Below are 13,051 nucleotides of genomic sequence, written 5' to 3' on the forward strand. Positions count from 1 at the left end.
CGGACGCACCTCGTGTGCGTCGCTCCTGCCCCCCGGTGGTTCGTAGATCCGCTTCCGCTGCACTGCCGCACTGACGTCCGCTCGGCTACGTCAACAGGAACGCACAGCCACCATTGATACGTTCCACTCTCCACTGAATGATCACGCAGACGTTATCGAAGAGAAACTCGTCACCCCAGCTCAGGGGGTGGGTTCACGCTCGGTTCACACGTTCGTCGGCAGTGCTTTCGCGCCATCTTCGGTGACCCGGGTCGCGCCGAAGTAGTCGGGGGTGTCGACCGGGTCGAAGCGGATGACCGCACCCGTCCGCGGGGCGTCGATCATGTATCCGCCGCCCACGTAGATCCCCACGTGCCGGATGGCCCGGGAGTCGGTGAGGTCGTCCGAGAAGAACACCAGGTCCCCGGGGAGCAGCTGGTCCCGCGAGGGGTGCGGGCCGGCGTTGTACTGGTCGTTGGCGACCCTCGGCAGGGTGATACCGACCTTCTCGTACGCGGCCTTGGTCAGACCCGAGCAGTCGAAGCGTCCGCCCTGGTCGGCGGTGCCCTCGCCGCCCCACAGGTAGGGGGTGCCGAGCTTGCTCTGGGCGAAGGCGATGGCGCCGGCGGCCTGCCGGGTGGGGTCGATCCGGGTGACCGGCGCGGCGAAGCTCTTCTCCAGGCTGCGGATGCGTTTGACGTAGTTCCGCGTCTCGCTGATCGCGGGCACCCCGCCCGACCTGATGACGCGGTAGGCGCCCGCGTTGTAGGCGGCGAGCATGTTGTCGGAGACGTCGCCGGGAACGTCCTTGACGTACTTGGCGAGTTCGCAGTCGTACGACGCGGCCGACGGGATCGCGTCATCCGGGTCCCAGATGTCGCGCCGGCCGTCGCCGTTGCCGTCGATGCCGTGCGTCGCCCAGGTGCTGGGGATGAACTGGGCGATGCCGCGGGCGTCGGCCGGGCTGACGACGGTCGGGTTCCACCCGCTCTCCTGGTACAGCTGGGCGGCGAGCAGCGCCGGGCTGAGCGCCGGGCACAGGTTGCCCCACCGCTGCACCAGCGACTTGTAGGCGGCCGGCACCGCTCCCTCGGCGAGCCCCCGGCTGCCCTGGGTCACCCCGTTGACGAGATTCCCGGCGACGACGTACACACCGACGACGAGCAGCATGACGAAGCCCATGCCGAGCCCGACGGCCGCCCCACCGATCACCCATACCTTCCGCACGGTTCAACTTTCCCCCATGCGGGCGCGTTTCAAGGCCATTCGGCGGTGAAGTGGCGTCAATTCACAGCTGCTGCCGCGGGAATGACGCCCGCTCGGCCGCGTCAGCCGGCCGTCGCGTCCCGGTACAGCCCGGCCGCCTCGCCGCCCAGCACCACGCTGTAGGAGACGTCGGCCGTGGCGCCTCCCTGCTCATGCCCGCCGAGGACGCCGACGACCCGCCCGTCGCCGTCGATCCAGGGGCTGCCGCTGGTGCCGCCGGTGAAGTCCGGGCACTCGACGCGCTGCTGAGTCCTGCCGTACGGGACCGGCTTGTCGGTGCAGACGATGGGCGTCTCACGAGAACCGGGGTAACCGGTGACGGTGACCGCGGTGGCGCCGGTGGCCACGCCGGCCGCGAACCGGTTGGCGCCGACCACGTCCTCGAGCCGCTCGCCGTCCCGGCCGGCGACGGTGACGAAGGCCAGGTCGCTGTCCTCGTCCCGGCCCGCCGCCCACCCGCCGGGCACGAACCGCCGCGTCACCCGCCATACCCCGTACGGCGCCTGCCCGTCCCGGTACCCCGGCACGAACACCAGTCCGCCGCCGGCGCGGTCCACGCAGTGCGCGGCGGTGACGACGAGGTCGCCGCGCGGGCTGTGCACCACCGAGGCGGTGCAGAAGTGGCCGCCGGCCGGCCGGCCCGCGCCGTCCGCGCCGAACAGGGCGCCGACCCGCGCGCTCTGCCGGGTGGCGGCCGCGTCCACGGTCACCTTGAAGGGCCCCGGCCCGTCGTCGGCCGCGGCCACCGACGCCGAGGTCAGCGCGAGCAGCACCACGGCGCCGAGCAGAGCCGGCCGCGAGGCGGCCGATCCGCGTGAGATGCGGGAGATGCGCTTCATCAGGCCCCACTCTGTCCCACGGAGGTGAGAAACCCGCTCCGACTTCCCTGAGATTCTCCTGTGGACCCCGGGTGCCCCGCCACCGCAGCCCCGCAAACCCGCACGCCCGGGGGCGGCACGGGCCCGGAGCCGGCGGTTCCGTCCCGGCGCGGCGCAGCCGGCGCCGCCGGGGGGGCCGGACGGGCCGGACGGGCCGGACGGGCCGGACGGGCCGGTCCTGCCGCGGCGCCGGCACGGCAGGCGGCCGCGCGGGCCGGCCGGCCGAGGGCGGCGCGCTCCGCCCGCCCCGAGCCGGCCGGCGGGCGTCACGGCGCCGGCGCTGTCCGCGCCCGCGTTCCCCGGCGGGCCCCCGCAGGGAGCCCGGCCGCCGCAGGGAGCCCGCCCGTCACCGCACCGGCGCCCTCAGCGGCCACCGGACGCCCGTCAGCTCCTCCGACAGCGTCCACAGCCTGCGGGCCGCCTCCGGGTCGCTCGCCGCCGCGCTGCGGCCGACCAGGGCCGGGGCGCCGCGCATCCCGCCGAGGCCGCCGGGGCCGACGAAGGCCGCGCCGGGCAGGTCCTGGGTCGCCGCGAAGAGGGTGGGCAGGGCGCCCGCCCGGTCGTCCTGGGCGAGGAACCGGTTGCCGGCCCGCATGAACGCGCGGGCGAACGGGTTGGCGGCACGGCTCTGCAGGTTGGTCGCCGCCCAGCCGGGATGCACCGCCAGGGCCCGCACCGGCGAGCCGGCCTCGGCGAGGCGCCGCTGCAGTTCCAGGGTGAAGAGGAGGTTGGCCAGCTTGGACTGGGCGTAGGCGCGGGTGGGTCCGTAGTTCCCGCGCAGGTTCACGTCGTCGAAGTGGATCACCCCGTCGCCCGCCCGGTGCGCACCGGAGGACACGGTCACCACCCGGTCCGTCACGTACGGCAGCAGCAGGTTGGTCAGCGCGAAGTGCCCGAGGTGGTTCGTGCCGAACTGCAGCTCGAAACCCTGCGCGGTGCGCTGCTCCGGCACCATCATCACGCCCGCGTTGTTGACCAGCACGTCCAGCGGGCGGTCCCAGCCGGCGGCGAACGCGCGCACCGAGTCCAGGTCGGCGAGGTCCAGGAGCCGCACCTCGGTGCTGCCGCCCGCCGTCGCTGCGGCGGCCCGGCCGCGCGCGAGGTCCCGCACGGCGAACACCACGTGCGCCCCGGCGCGGGCCAGCGCCTGCGCGGCGGTGCGGCCGATGCCGCTGTTGGCGCCGGTGATCACGACCGTGCGGCCGTTCATGTCGGGCAGGCGCGTCGCGTCCCACCCGGCGCGCCTGCCGCGCGCTGCACTCGTCTTGGTCATACCTCGAATGTAGACAGCGCCAACAATGCTGTCAATGACAACAATGCTGACGTCGCCAACATCCCGATACGATGGTCCGCATGCCGCGCACGCCCTCGCCCGCCGAGCCCGCCCAACCTGCCCAGCCGGCCCCGTCGGTCCCCTCGCCCTCCCGCTCCCCGTCCCCGGTGAACCGCCGGTACCACCACGGCGACCTGCGCGCCGCCCTGCTGCGGAGCGCCGAGCGCACCCTGCGCGAGAAGGGCGCGGGCGCGCTGTCGCTGCGCGAACTGGCCCGCGACCTCGGCGTCAGCCACGCCGCCCCCGGCCGGCACTTCAAGGACAAGCAGGCCCTGCTCGACGCCCTCGCGCTCGACGGCTACGAACGGCTCGCCGCCGCCCTGGAGGCCGCGGACCGCCCCGAGGCGGCCCTGGAACAGCGGCTGACCGGGCTGGCCAAGGCCTACGTCGGGTTCGCCGTCGAGAACGCCGCCCTCCTGGAACTGATGTTCACGCGCAAGCACGACCCCGAGGCCTCCGCGCAGCTCGCCGACGCCGTGGACCGTTCCGTCGGCGCCTTCATGCGGCTGGTCGCGGACGCCCAGGCCCGGGGCGAGATCGTCGCCGGCGACCCGGAACGCGTCACCCTCGTCGCCGCCTCCAGCCTGCACGGGCTCGCCGCCTTCGCCGCGAACGGCTCCATCCCCCCGGAACAGGTCCTCACCGGCCTGGACGAGCACGTGCACCACCTGCTGCACGGCCTCGCACCCCGCCGGCCCCCGGGCGCGTGAGACCATCGAGGCGACGCCCCACCCGACCGGCCGTCAGAAACCGCGCCGGGCCTGAAGGAGGTCAACGACAGGACCACACCGCAGGTTCCGGTCCGACCTCGTTGCCCGCGGTTACCCGCCGTGATACACAGAGTGACCGTACGCGCCATTCGCACGAAAACCGCCCGTCAATGACGTCAAGTCGACATACGTTGGCGGGGTTGTCGGCGACAATGAGGCCTGTCCTCTGCACACCGCAGGGGCACTCGCGGAACTACCCACCAGGGGCGGTGACTTACATGCTCTTTGCGGCCGACAAGGGAGACATCAACACCATCATCGGCGGGATCGCTCCGGACTGGGGCCCCTTCGGCAGCCTGGGCAACGAGGCCAAGGTCATGATCGAGGTGGTCATGGCCGTGGCCATCCTCCTCTGCCTCGGCATCGCGGTATGGGGCGCGGCGAAGCAGCGCATCGGCGCGACGGCGCTGCGGGACACCTTCAGCGCGGAACAGGGCAAGGGCCTCATCATCGCCGGCCTCACCGGGGTCTTCATCATCGGCAGCCTCGGCACCCTGTTCACCATCGTGTACGGCATGGCGGTGTAACCCCTCCCCCTCCCGGGCACGCCCGGCCACGGCTGTCCCCCTCCACCCCCACCCACCCGTCGTGCCCACCGGCTGAGGTTGCGTCTCCCTGATGTCGAGTCACCACACCGCGCCCGCGCGGCAACCAGCACGGCTACCGTCGTATGTCTACGAGGTGGAGGGGGCGTACGCGGCATGAGTCCCACAGACGAGCAGGGCTACGCGGAATACACCGGCACGGGCCACACCCGGACCCGCCTGCCCGACAACGACCCCTACGGCGGCGCCCCCCGCCGCCCCCACCGCTCCTCCTCCAGAAGCCTGGTCACGGTGGTCGGCGTCGTCGTCCTGCTGATCGCCGCGATCGCCTTCGCCAACCGAGGCGACGACACCCCCACCCCCGGCCCGACCACGAAGGGCTCCCGCCCGGACACGTCGTCCACGGCGGCGTCCGGCACCCGCCCGGTCGAGACGAAGACCGGGGGCATCCCCTCCGGCTTCCCCCACACAGAACAGGGCGCCCAGAGCGCAGCAGCGAACTACGCGGTGGCGTTGGGCTCGGCCGACATGTTCAACAAGACTCGGCGGGACGCGATCCTGCAGACCGTCATGGCTCCCTCTCGCGTGGCGCCTTCCGAGACGGAGTTCGACAAGGCCTACACGCCCGCCTTCAGCAAGAGCCTCGGCCTGAACACGGATGGCACGGCCCCGCCGGGCTACACGTTCGTCTCCCGTACGAGCCCCATCGGTACGAAAGCCACCGAGTCCACCAGCGACACGGCCACCGTCGAAGTCTGGTGCAGCGGCCTGCTCGGCCTCGCAGGCGACAAGTCCACGAATCCGGTCACCAACAGCTGGTTCACCATCACCATGAAACTCGAGTGGACCGCCGGTGACTGGAAGATCGTCACGCACTCCCAGCACGAGGGCCCGGCGCCCGTTCCCGGTGACGACAGGGCCTCCAGTTCCGATGAGATGTCGAAGGCCGTCGATGAGTACGGAGGGTTCACCTATGCCCGCTAGTCGCCGCGTACTCACCCTGGCCGGAGCCGTCACAGCCGTGCAGACTGTGGCGGCGCTCATGGCAGCGCGTGCCTACGCCGCCCCCACCCCGTCACCGTCCAAAAGCAACGATCCGTGTGATCTCATCCACGGGGCTGCCCGCGACTTCTGCGAGAAGGACAACGGTTCGTCCAAAGGCTCCCGCGGCCTCACCACCAACCCCCTCACCGACACCCTCGACCCGCTCTCCTCCCTGGCCAAGGGCTGCGCGGACGCCGCCTCCTGGACGATCGGCAAGCTCAGCGACGCCGTCAAGGAGACCGCCACCGTCGACTTCACCAACGCGAAGTTCCTGCAGCAGTACGCCATCGTCTTCGCCGCCTCGACGATCCTCACCCTCGTGCTGTGGCTCCTCGCCGTGGCCAAGCGCGCCGTCCGCGGCGTGCCCCTGACCACCGCCATCTCGGAGGCCGTCGGCTTCCTGTGGCTGACGGTCCTGGCGTCCGCGTTCACCCCGCTGATCCTGTACACGGTGGTCTCGGCGACGGACGGAGTGACCGACGTCCTGGCGAAGGCCACCGGCGACCAGGCGGACACCTTCTTCGGCACCTTCTCCGGCGCCCTGAAGAAGGGCGACGACATCGGCGGCGGCCCCATCATGCTGATCGTCGTCTCGCTGGTCAGCATCCTCGCCGCCGGCGTCCTCTGGCTGGAGCTGGTCATCCGCGCCGCCCTGCTCTACGTCGGCGCCCTCCTCGGCACCGTCGTCTACGCGGGCCTGGTCGACAAGAACCTGTGGGGCCACGTCAGGCGCTGGGCGGGCATCATGATCGCCGTCATCCTGGTGAAGCCGGTCATCGTGATCGTGCTCGGCCTCGCCGGCGCCCTCTCCACCGGCAACGGCCCCGACGCCTTCTCCGCGGTCGTCTCCGGCCTCGCCATCATCCTGCTCGCCATCTTCGCGAGCGCGATGATCTACCGCTTCGTCCCCGGCTTCGGCGACGAGATCGCCGGCTCCCGCAGCAACCGCATCATGCAGGGCGCCGAGAGCAAGGCCGCCGCCGTCATCAGCTCCCCCGCCACCCTCGTCGCCCAGGGCATCAAGACCCACAGCAGCCGCGCCGACCACCACGGGGGACAGGCGGGCAGCACCCCGCGCCCGGCCAACCCCGCCTCCGGCGGTGTCGCCGCCCACAGCGGCCGCACCCCCACCGGCGCCCCCGGCGGAGCCGTCCCCTCCGCCGCGCCTGCGCCCCGCGCGGCCAGCCCGGTGAACACCCCGCACGCCAGCAACACCCGCAACAACCGCTCGGGAGGTGAAGGGCGTTGACGACCGAGTCCCACCTGTCCCATCCGGTCACGCCCCGCCGTACGTATCTGATCGGCCGCGCCCGGCCGAACGCGATCATCGGCCGCAACCGCGAGTCCGGCGAGATCGCACTGATCGTGGCCGGCGCGTTCCTCGGCATGATGTGCGGACTCCTGGTCCCGGTGCTGTCCCTGCGGATCGTGCTGCTGACGGGCTTCCCGCTGCTCGCGCTGGCCGCGGTCTACGTGCCGTACAAGCGCCGCACCTTCTACAAGTGGTTCGAGATCAACCGCTCGTACAAGCGCACCCTCAAGCGGGGCGCCGTCTACCGTTCCGCCGCCATGGAGGCCGGCACCCGGCTCGACGGCCGGGAGGTGGAGATCGGTCCGCCGCCCGGCATCGGCCGCATCACCTGGCTCGCCGCGCCCTTCGGGCCGGACGAGATCGCCGTCCTGCTGCACGCGGACCGCAAGACCGTCACCGCCGCCATCGAGATCGAGGGCCCCGGCGTCGGCCTGCGCGACTCCGAGGACCAGGAGGCCCTGGTCGACCGCTTCGGCACGCTGCTCAAGCACGTCGCCAACGGCGACGGCTTCGTGACGCGGATCCAGATGCTCGCCCGCACCCTGCCCGCCGACCCCGACGCGCACGCCAAGGACGTCGCCCAGCGCGGCGACAGCCGCGCCCCTCAGTGGCTGCAGCAGTCGTACGACCAGCTGCAGTCCATGGTGTCCACCAGCAGCGAGCAGCACCGCGCGTACCTCGTCGCCTGCATGCACTACACCCGCGAACTGGCCGCCGAGGCCCACGCCATGGCCCGTGCCGTCCGCGCCCACGGCGCCAAGGTCGACCGGGACGCGGGCCTCGCCGTCGTCATGGCCCGCGAACTGACCGACATCTGCTCGCGGCTGCAGGAGGCCGACATCCGTGTGCGGCAGCCGCTCGGCCAGGGCCGCCTGGCGTCCCTCATCCACTCCATGTACGACCCGGACCACCCCATCGACCACATCCAGGCGATGACCCGGCGCAACGCCTGGCCGGCCGAGCTGGACGCGATGGAGCCCACCTACCTCCAGGCCAAGACCCGGGAGTCCAGCACCCGCGCCCCCTGGTGCCACGCCACCGCCTGGGTGAAGGAGTGGCCGATGACCCCCGTCGGCGTCAACTTCCTCGCTCCGCTCCTCGTGCACACCCCGGACGTCATCCGAACGGTCGCCGTGACGATGGATCTCGAGCCCACCGAGGTAGCCATCGAACGCATGCTGACCGAGAAGACCAACGACGAGGCCGAGGCGTCCCGCGCCGCGAAGATGAACCGGACGGTGGACCCCCGCGACGTCGCCGCGCACTCCCGTCTCGACCAGAGGGGCGAGGACCTCGCCAGCGGCGCGGCCGGCGTCAACCTCGTCGGCTACATCACCGTCTCCGCGCGTTCCCCGGAGGCCCTGGCCCGCGACAAGCGCACGATCAGGGCCTCCGCCGGCAAGTCGTACCTCAAGCTGGAGTGGTGCGACCGTGAGCACCACCGCGCCTTCGTGAACACACTTCCGTTCGCCACCGGCATCCGAAGGTAGGGGCTGATCAGCCGATGCGGGATCCGCTGTCCGTCCTCACCGACGCCTTCACCTCCTTCCTCTTCGGGAAGGTCGAGACGCAACGGCTGCCGGTCCGTACCTCCACGGGCCAGGCCCAGGCCGTGTACCTGCCGACGGCCGCGCCCGGCCTCGGCGACTCCGGCGTCATCATCGGCCGCGAGGTGTACTCCGGCAAGGGCTACATCTACGACCCCTTCCAGCTGTACGGCCAGCAGCTGCCGGCCCCGCACTGGCTCGTCCTCGGCGAGTCCGGCAACGGCAAGTCGGCGCTGGAGAAGACGTACGTGCTGCGCCAGCTGCGGTTCAAGGACCGCCAGGTGGTGGTCCTGGACGCGCAGGGCGAGGACGGGGTCGGCGAATGGAACCTGATCGCTGAGCAGCTGGGGATAACACCCATCCGGCTGGACCCGACGGCCGCCCTCAACCACGGGATCCGTCTCAACCCGCTGGACCCGGCGATCACCACGACCGGCCAGCTCGCCCTGCTGCGGACCATCATCGAGGTGGCGATGGGGCACGGCCTGGACGAGCGGTCCGGCTTCGCCCTGAAGGTCGCCCACTCGTTCGTCAACGAGACGATCGTCGACCGCCAGCCCGTCCTGTCCGACATCGTGGAGCAGCTGCGGCACCCCGAGCCGGAGTCGGCGGAGGCGATGAACGTCGCCATAGACGACGTACGGGCCTGGGGCCTGGACGTCGCGCTGGTCCTGGACCGCCTGGTCGACGGTGACCTGCGCGGCATGTTCGACGGCCCGACCACGGTCGGCATCGACCTGGACGCCCCTCTGATCGTCTTCGACCTGTCCCACATCGACCGCAACTCCATCGCCATGCCGATCCTCATGGCGATCGTCGGCGTGTGGCTGGAGCACACCTGGATCCGCCCCGACCGGAAGAAGCGCATCTTCCTGGTCGAGGAGGCCTGGCACATCATCAACAGCCCCTTCGTCGCGCAGCTGTTCCAGCGTCTGCTGAAGTTCGGGCGGAGGCTGGGCCTGTCCTTCGTGGCCGTCGTCCACCACCTGTCCGACGTGGTCGACGGCGCCGCGGCGAAGGAGGCGGCGGCCATCCTGAAGATGGCGTCGACCAGGACGATCTACGCCCAGAAGGCCGACGAGGCCCGCGCCACCGGCCGGGTGCTGGGGCTGCCGAGGTGGGCGGTGGAGATCATCCCGACCCTCACCCCCGGCATCGCCGTCTGGGACGTCAACGGCAACGTCCAGGTCGTCAAACACCTGGTCACGGAGACGGAGCGGCCCCTGGTCTTCACCGACCGGGCGATGACCGAGTCCTCCAGCGACCTGGCGGCCGACGACGCCCTGCGCGCGGCCGAGCTGGAGGCGGAGCAGCGGGCGGCGGCCTTCGTGGAGCAGCACCTGGGCGACTCCGAGTCGACGGTGGCGTAGGGGGAGCACGGGGTGAGACCGGAACACGGACGCGACGACCGCCGTGACAGCCGCAGCGGCGCCGCGGGGGGCGTCCCCGACGGCCTGCTGCTCGGCATACTCGCGTTCCTCCTCGGCATCACCCTGCTGGCGTGGACGGCCACGGGCCTGGCGGCATGGTTCGCCCGGGGCGCCTGGCCCGACGGCGTGACGTTCACGCGCACCCCCCTGGCCATGCGCCACCTCGTCGGCCGCCCCCACGACCTCGCCGGCGCCTGGCCGGACACCCCGCCCGCCCAGCTCTCCGGCTGGGGCCTGTTCTGGGGCCTGCTCATCGGCCAGTTGATGATCCTCGTCGTCCTCGCCGTGTTCGTGCTGGGGGCGGTGGCCCGGTGGCGGGCGGCCAGGACACGCCGGTCCGCGGAGGCGGCGGCCGCGGCCCGCCCCGCACCCGCCGCTCCGCACGCGGCCACCCCCGCAGCCGCCGGGCACGATCCGGGCGGCGATACCCGCTTCGGCGGGCTGCCGCCCGACGCTGGACGGGCCGGCGGTGAACGGGCGCACGGGGCAGGGGCGTACGGGACAGGGGCGTACGGGACAGGGGCGTACGGTCCGGGGGCCGGCAGCGGACATGCCGGCGGTGAACCGCCCGCCGCCGGGGAGACCGACCGCGCCGAGGGCGCGGTGCACTACGGTCCGCCCGCGGCCCGCCGCCCGGCCGCCATCCGCGCCGTCCAGGACGCCCCCGGCCCCACCCTGGTCGTCACGTCCGACCCCGCGCTCTGGGCCGACACCAAGGACGCCAGGGCCAAGCTGGGCCCCACGCACCTCTACGACCCCACCCACCTCTGCGACACCCCGGCCCGCCTGCACTGGTCCCCCACCGCGGGCTGCGAGGACAAGCGGACGGCACTGCACCGGGCGACGGCCCTCCTCGCCCCCGTACAGCCGACCGCCAGGATCGACCAGGCGGTCGCCGACACGGCGACCACCCTTCTGCGCAGCTATCTGCACGCCGCCGCCCTGGAGAACCGCACCGTCCGCCACGTGCACCGCTGGGCCCAGGGAACCCAGGTGCAGGACGCCGTGCGCACCCTGCGCACCCACCACCGGGCCGCGCCCGGCGCCGCGGGCGAACTGGAGGCTGCCCTCACCGCCCACCCGGAACGCCGGGACATCGCCCAGGAGTTGATCAGCCGGGCGCTGTCCGCGCTCGGCACGGTCAACGTCCGCGAGGCCTGCACGCCGAACCGAACCGATGCGCTCGCCCTGGATTCTTTCGTCCAGGAAGGGGGCACGCTCTATGTGGTCGGTGAATCCGTCGAGGACCCCAGGAGCGGCCCGGGTGCGATGCCGCTCCTGACGGCCCTCGTCTCCAGCGTGGTCGAGCGCGGCCGGCGCATGGCCGAACGGTCATCCTCCGGTCGGCTCGACCCACCACTCACGCTGGTGCTGGAGGACGTCGCGGCCGTGGCCCCGTTCCCCGAACTCCCGGATCTGCTCGCCACCGGGGCCGACCGCGGCCTGCACGCGGTCGCCCTGCTCCGCTCCCGCGAACAGGCCCGCGCCCGCTGGCCGCACCGGGAACTCCCGGTCTGACGGGCTCGCCGCCCCTGACAGGCCGCTCGCCCCCTGACCGGCCGGACGCGTCCGGCGAACGGTGTCACTACTCCAGGACGAACTCCACCTCCTTGGCGGCCTCGTCCTTCGAGAACGACATGACCACCCCGCTGGGCGCGAACCCGGCCTTGCGGTACGCGTTCTGCGCCCGCTCGTTGTCCTCGTGCACGATCAGCCGGATCCGCTCGGCCCCCCGCTGCCGGGCCCACTCCACACCGGCGTCGAACAGTGCCCCGACCAGCCCGTTCCCGCGGTGCTCCGGCCGGACGTACACCCCGACGACATGCCCCTGCCGCCGCTCCACCGGACGCCCGGCCCAGTCCTCGGTGCCGGCCTCCTCGATGAGCACGGTGACGGTGCCGGCCCACGTCCCGTCCGGCGCCTCGGCGACGAACTGCCGGACCGCCGCGGAGCCCTCCGCCGACCGGGCGGCCCGGTCCTGCCAGAAGGAGTCGGGCTCGGCCGCGGCTTTCTCGTAGGTGTCGAGGAAGGCCAGGTGGGCGACCGGATCCCGCAGCGCGTCGAGCCGCAGCTCCCGCACGGCGGCCCACTCCTCGGGGCGTACGGCGCGGACCGTGTAGTCATGGCTGGTCAGGCTGGTCATCCGGCCACGGTAGACGACCCGTTGTCTCAGGTGCCGTCTATTTTGTACGGCATGACGACACTGCCCGACCGGCCGAACACCGCGCTGCTGGTCATCGACGTCCAGAACGGCGTGATGGCCGGCGCCCACCGACGCGACCAGGTCATCGCGACCATCGACACCCTGATCGGCAGGGCACGCGCGGCGGGTGTGCCGGTGGTGTGGGTGCAGCACCAGGACGAAGACCTGGTGCCCGGCACCGAGAGCTGGGCCTGGGTGCCGGAGCTGAAGCGACTGGACGCGGAGCCCCTCGTGGCCAAGAGCTACCGCGACTCCTTCGAGGACACCGACCTGGAGTCCGTCCTGGCCGGCCAGGGCGTGGGAAGCCTCGTCGTCACGGGGGCCCAGACCGACTTCTGCGTCCGCTCCACCCTGCACGGCGCCCTGGCCCGGGGGTACGACGCGACGCTGGTCGCCGACGCCCACACCACGGAGGACCTCACCGCGTACGGCGCACCCGCCCCGGAGCGGGTGATAGCGCACACCAACCTCTACTGGAGCGGCCAGCACGCACCCGGACGCCGCGGCGGAACGGTGAGCTCGGCGGAGCTGACCTTCCAGGGATGAGCCCCCGGCACAGGCCGCACAGGCCGCACAGGCCGCACAGGCCGCACACGTCGTGAACGCAGAAAGCCCCCGCATCGGATCGATGCGGGGGCTTCCCTCAACAATTGTTCGGCGGCGTCCTACTCTCCCACAGGGTCCCCCCTGCAGTACCATCGGCGCTGTGAGGCTTAGCTTCCGGGTTCGGAATGTAACCGGGCG

At 72.3% G+C, this 13,051-nt stretch carries 12 protein-coding genes and 1 rRNA gene; 8 read left to right on the top strand and 5 right to left on the bottom strand.

Annotation, left to right across the window (positions count from 1 at the left end; translation table 11 throughout):
- Positions 1-204: 204 nt before the first annotated feature.
- The 3 genes from ABZ261_RS21055 to ABZ261_RS21065 form a co-directional block, all read right to left on the bottom strand.
- Entirely contained in the window at positions 205-1,206 is a 1,002-nt protein-coding gene (locus tag ABZ261_RS21055; RefSeq protein WP_356861284.1) for a bifunctional lytic transglycosylase/C40 family peptidase, read from the bottom strand.
- 101 nt (positions 1,207-1,307) lie between these two features.
- Positions 1,308-2,084 (bottom strand): trypsin-like peptidase domain-containing protein, encoded by a 777-nt coding sequence (locus ABZ261_RS21060; protein WP_356861286.1) that lies wholly within the window; start codon positions 2,082-2,084, stop codon positions 1,308-1,310.
- Positions 2,085-2,469: 385 nt separating this feature from the next.
- On the bottom strand, positions 2,470-3,396 hold the full coding sequence (locus tag ABZ261_RS21065) for an oxidoreductase (RefSeq protein ID WP_356861288.1): 927 nt from the start codon (positions 3,394-3,396) through the stop codon (positions 2,470-2,472).
- 80 nt (positions 3,397-3,476) lie between these two features.
- On the opposite strand from ABZ261_RS21065, the gene ABZ261_RS21070 reads away from it, so the two are divergent.
- From ABZ261_RS21070 to ABZ261_RS21100, 7 genes are all read left to right on the top strand, one after another.
- The gene (locus tag ABZ261_RS21070) at positions 3,477-4,166 is read left to right on the top strand and encodes a TetR/AcrR family transcriptional regulator (protein ID WP_356861290.1); all 690 of its coding nucleotides are present in this window, start codon (positions 3,477-3,479) and stop codon (positions 4,164-4,166) included.
- A gap of 278 nt (positions 4,167-4,444) precedes the next feature.
- A complete protein-coding gene (locus ABZ261_RS21075) occupies positions 4,445-4,753 on the top strand; it encodes a hypothetical protein (protein WP_014673544.1) in 309 nt (102 codons plus the stop codon).
- A 174-nt stretch (positions 4,754-4,927) separates the two neighbouring features.
- Positions 4,928-5,755, top strand: coding sequence for a hypothetical protein (locus ABZ261_RS21080; protein ID WP_356861292.1), 828 nt, complete (start codon positions 4,928-4,930; stop codon positions 5,753-5,755).
- Positions 5,745-7,064: a hypothetical protein gene (locus tag ABZ261_RS21085; protein WP_356861293.1), complete on the top strand. Its 1,320-nt coding sequence runs from the start codon at positions 5,745-5,747 to the stop codon at positions 7,062-7,064. The genes ABZ261_RS21080 and ABZ261_RS21085 overlap by 11 nt, the downstream gene beginning before the upstream one ends.
- Positions 7,061-8,617: an SCO6880 family protein gene (locus ABZ261_RS21090; RefSeq protein WP_356861295.1), complete on the top strand. Its 1,557-nt coding sequence runs from the start codon at positions 7,061-7,063 to the stop codon at positions 8,615-8,617. The genes ABZ261_RS21085 and ABZ261_RS21090 overlap by 4 nt, the downstream gene beginning before the upstream one ends.
- Before the next feature lie 14 nt (positions 8,618-8,631).
- Positions 8,632-10,044, top strand: coding sequence for an ATP-binding protein (locus ABZ261_RS21095; protein ID WP_356861297.1), 1,413 nt, complete (start codon positions 8,632-8,634; stop codon positions 10,042-10,044).
- 12 nt (positions 10,045-10,056) lie between these two features.
- The gene (locus ABZ261_RS21100) at positions 10,057-11,622 is read left to right on the top strand and encodes a type IV secretory system conjugative DNA transfer family protein (RefSeq protein WP_356861299.1); all 1,566 of its coding nucleotides are present in this window, start codon (positions 10,057-10,059) and stop codon (positions 11,620-11,622) included.
- Positions 11,623-11,689: 67 nt separating this feature from the next.
- Here ABZ261_RS21100 and ABZ261_RS21105 read toward each other — a convergent pair whose 3' ends face one another.
- Positions 11,690-12,247, bottom strand: a complete 558-nt coding sequence (locus ABZ261_RS21105; RefSeq protein ID WP_356861301.1) for a GNAT family N-acetyltransferase — start codon at positions 12,245-12,247, stop codon at positions 11,690-11,692.
- 51 nt (positions 12,248-12,298) lie between these two features.
- Here ABZ261_RS21105 and ABZ261_RS21110 point away from each other — a divergent pair, with 51 nt between their 5' ends.
- A complete protein-coding gene (locus tag ABZ261_RS21110) occupies positions 12,299-12,853 on the top strand; it encodes a cysteine hydrolase family protein (RefSeq protein WP_356861303.1) in 555 nt (184 codons plus the stop codon).
- A gap of 106 nt (positions 12,854-12,959) precedes the next feature.
- On the opposite strand, the gene rrf is transcribed toward ABZ261_RS21110, so the two are convergent.
- Positions 12,960-13,051: ribosomal RNA gene (gene rrf / locus ABZ261_RS21115) — 5S ribosomal RNA — on the bottom strand; the annotation flags it as partial.

This window comes from Streptomyces sp. NPDC006193 (assembly GCF_040613915.1).
Classification (GTDB): Bacteria; Actinomycetota; Actinomycetes; order Streptomycetales; family Streptomycetaceae; genus Streptomyces.

Coding starts and splice junctions, on each gene's coding strand:
- ABZ261_RS21060 (WP_356861286.1), bottom strand. CDS start 2,084: ATGAAGCGCATCTCCCGCATCTCACGCGGATCGGCCGCCTCGCGGCCG.
- ABZ261_RS21065 (WP_356861288.1), bottom strand. CDS start 3,396: ATGACCAAGACGAGTGCAGCGCGCGGCAGGCGCGCCGGGTGGGACGCG.
- ABZ261_RS21070 (WP_356861290.1), top strand. CDS start 3,477: ATGCCGCGCACGCCCTCGCCCGCCGAGCCCGCCCAACCTGCCCAGCCG.
- ABZ261_RS21075 (WP_014673544.1), top strand. CDS start 4,445: ATGCTCTTTGCGGCCGACAAGGGAGACATCAACACCATCATCGGCGGG.
- ABZ261_RS21080 (WP_356861292.1), top strand. CDS start 4,928: ATGAGTCCCACAGACGAGCAGGGCTACGCGGAATACACCGGCACGGGC.
- ABZ261_RS21085 (WP_356861293.1), top strand. CDS start 5,745: ATGCCCGCTAGTCGCCGCGTACTCACCCTGGCCGGAGCCGTCACAGCC.
- ABZ261_RS21095 (WP_356861297.1), top strand. CDS start 8,632: ATGCGGGATCCGCTGTCCGTCCTCACCGACGCCTTCACCTCCTTCCTC.
- ABZ261_RS21105 (WP_356861301.1), bottom strand. CDS start 12,247: ATGACCAGCCTGACCAGCCATGACTACACGGTCCGCGCCGTACGCCCC.
- ABZ261_RS21110 (WP_356861303.1), top strand. CDS start 12,299: ATGACGACACTGCCCGACCGGCCGAACACCGCGCTGCTGGTCATCGAC.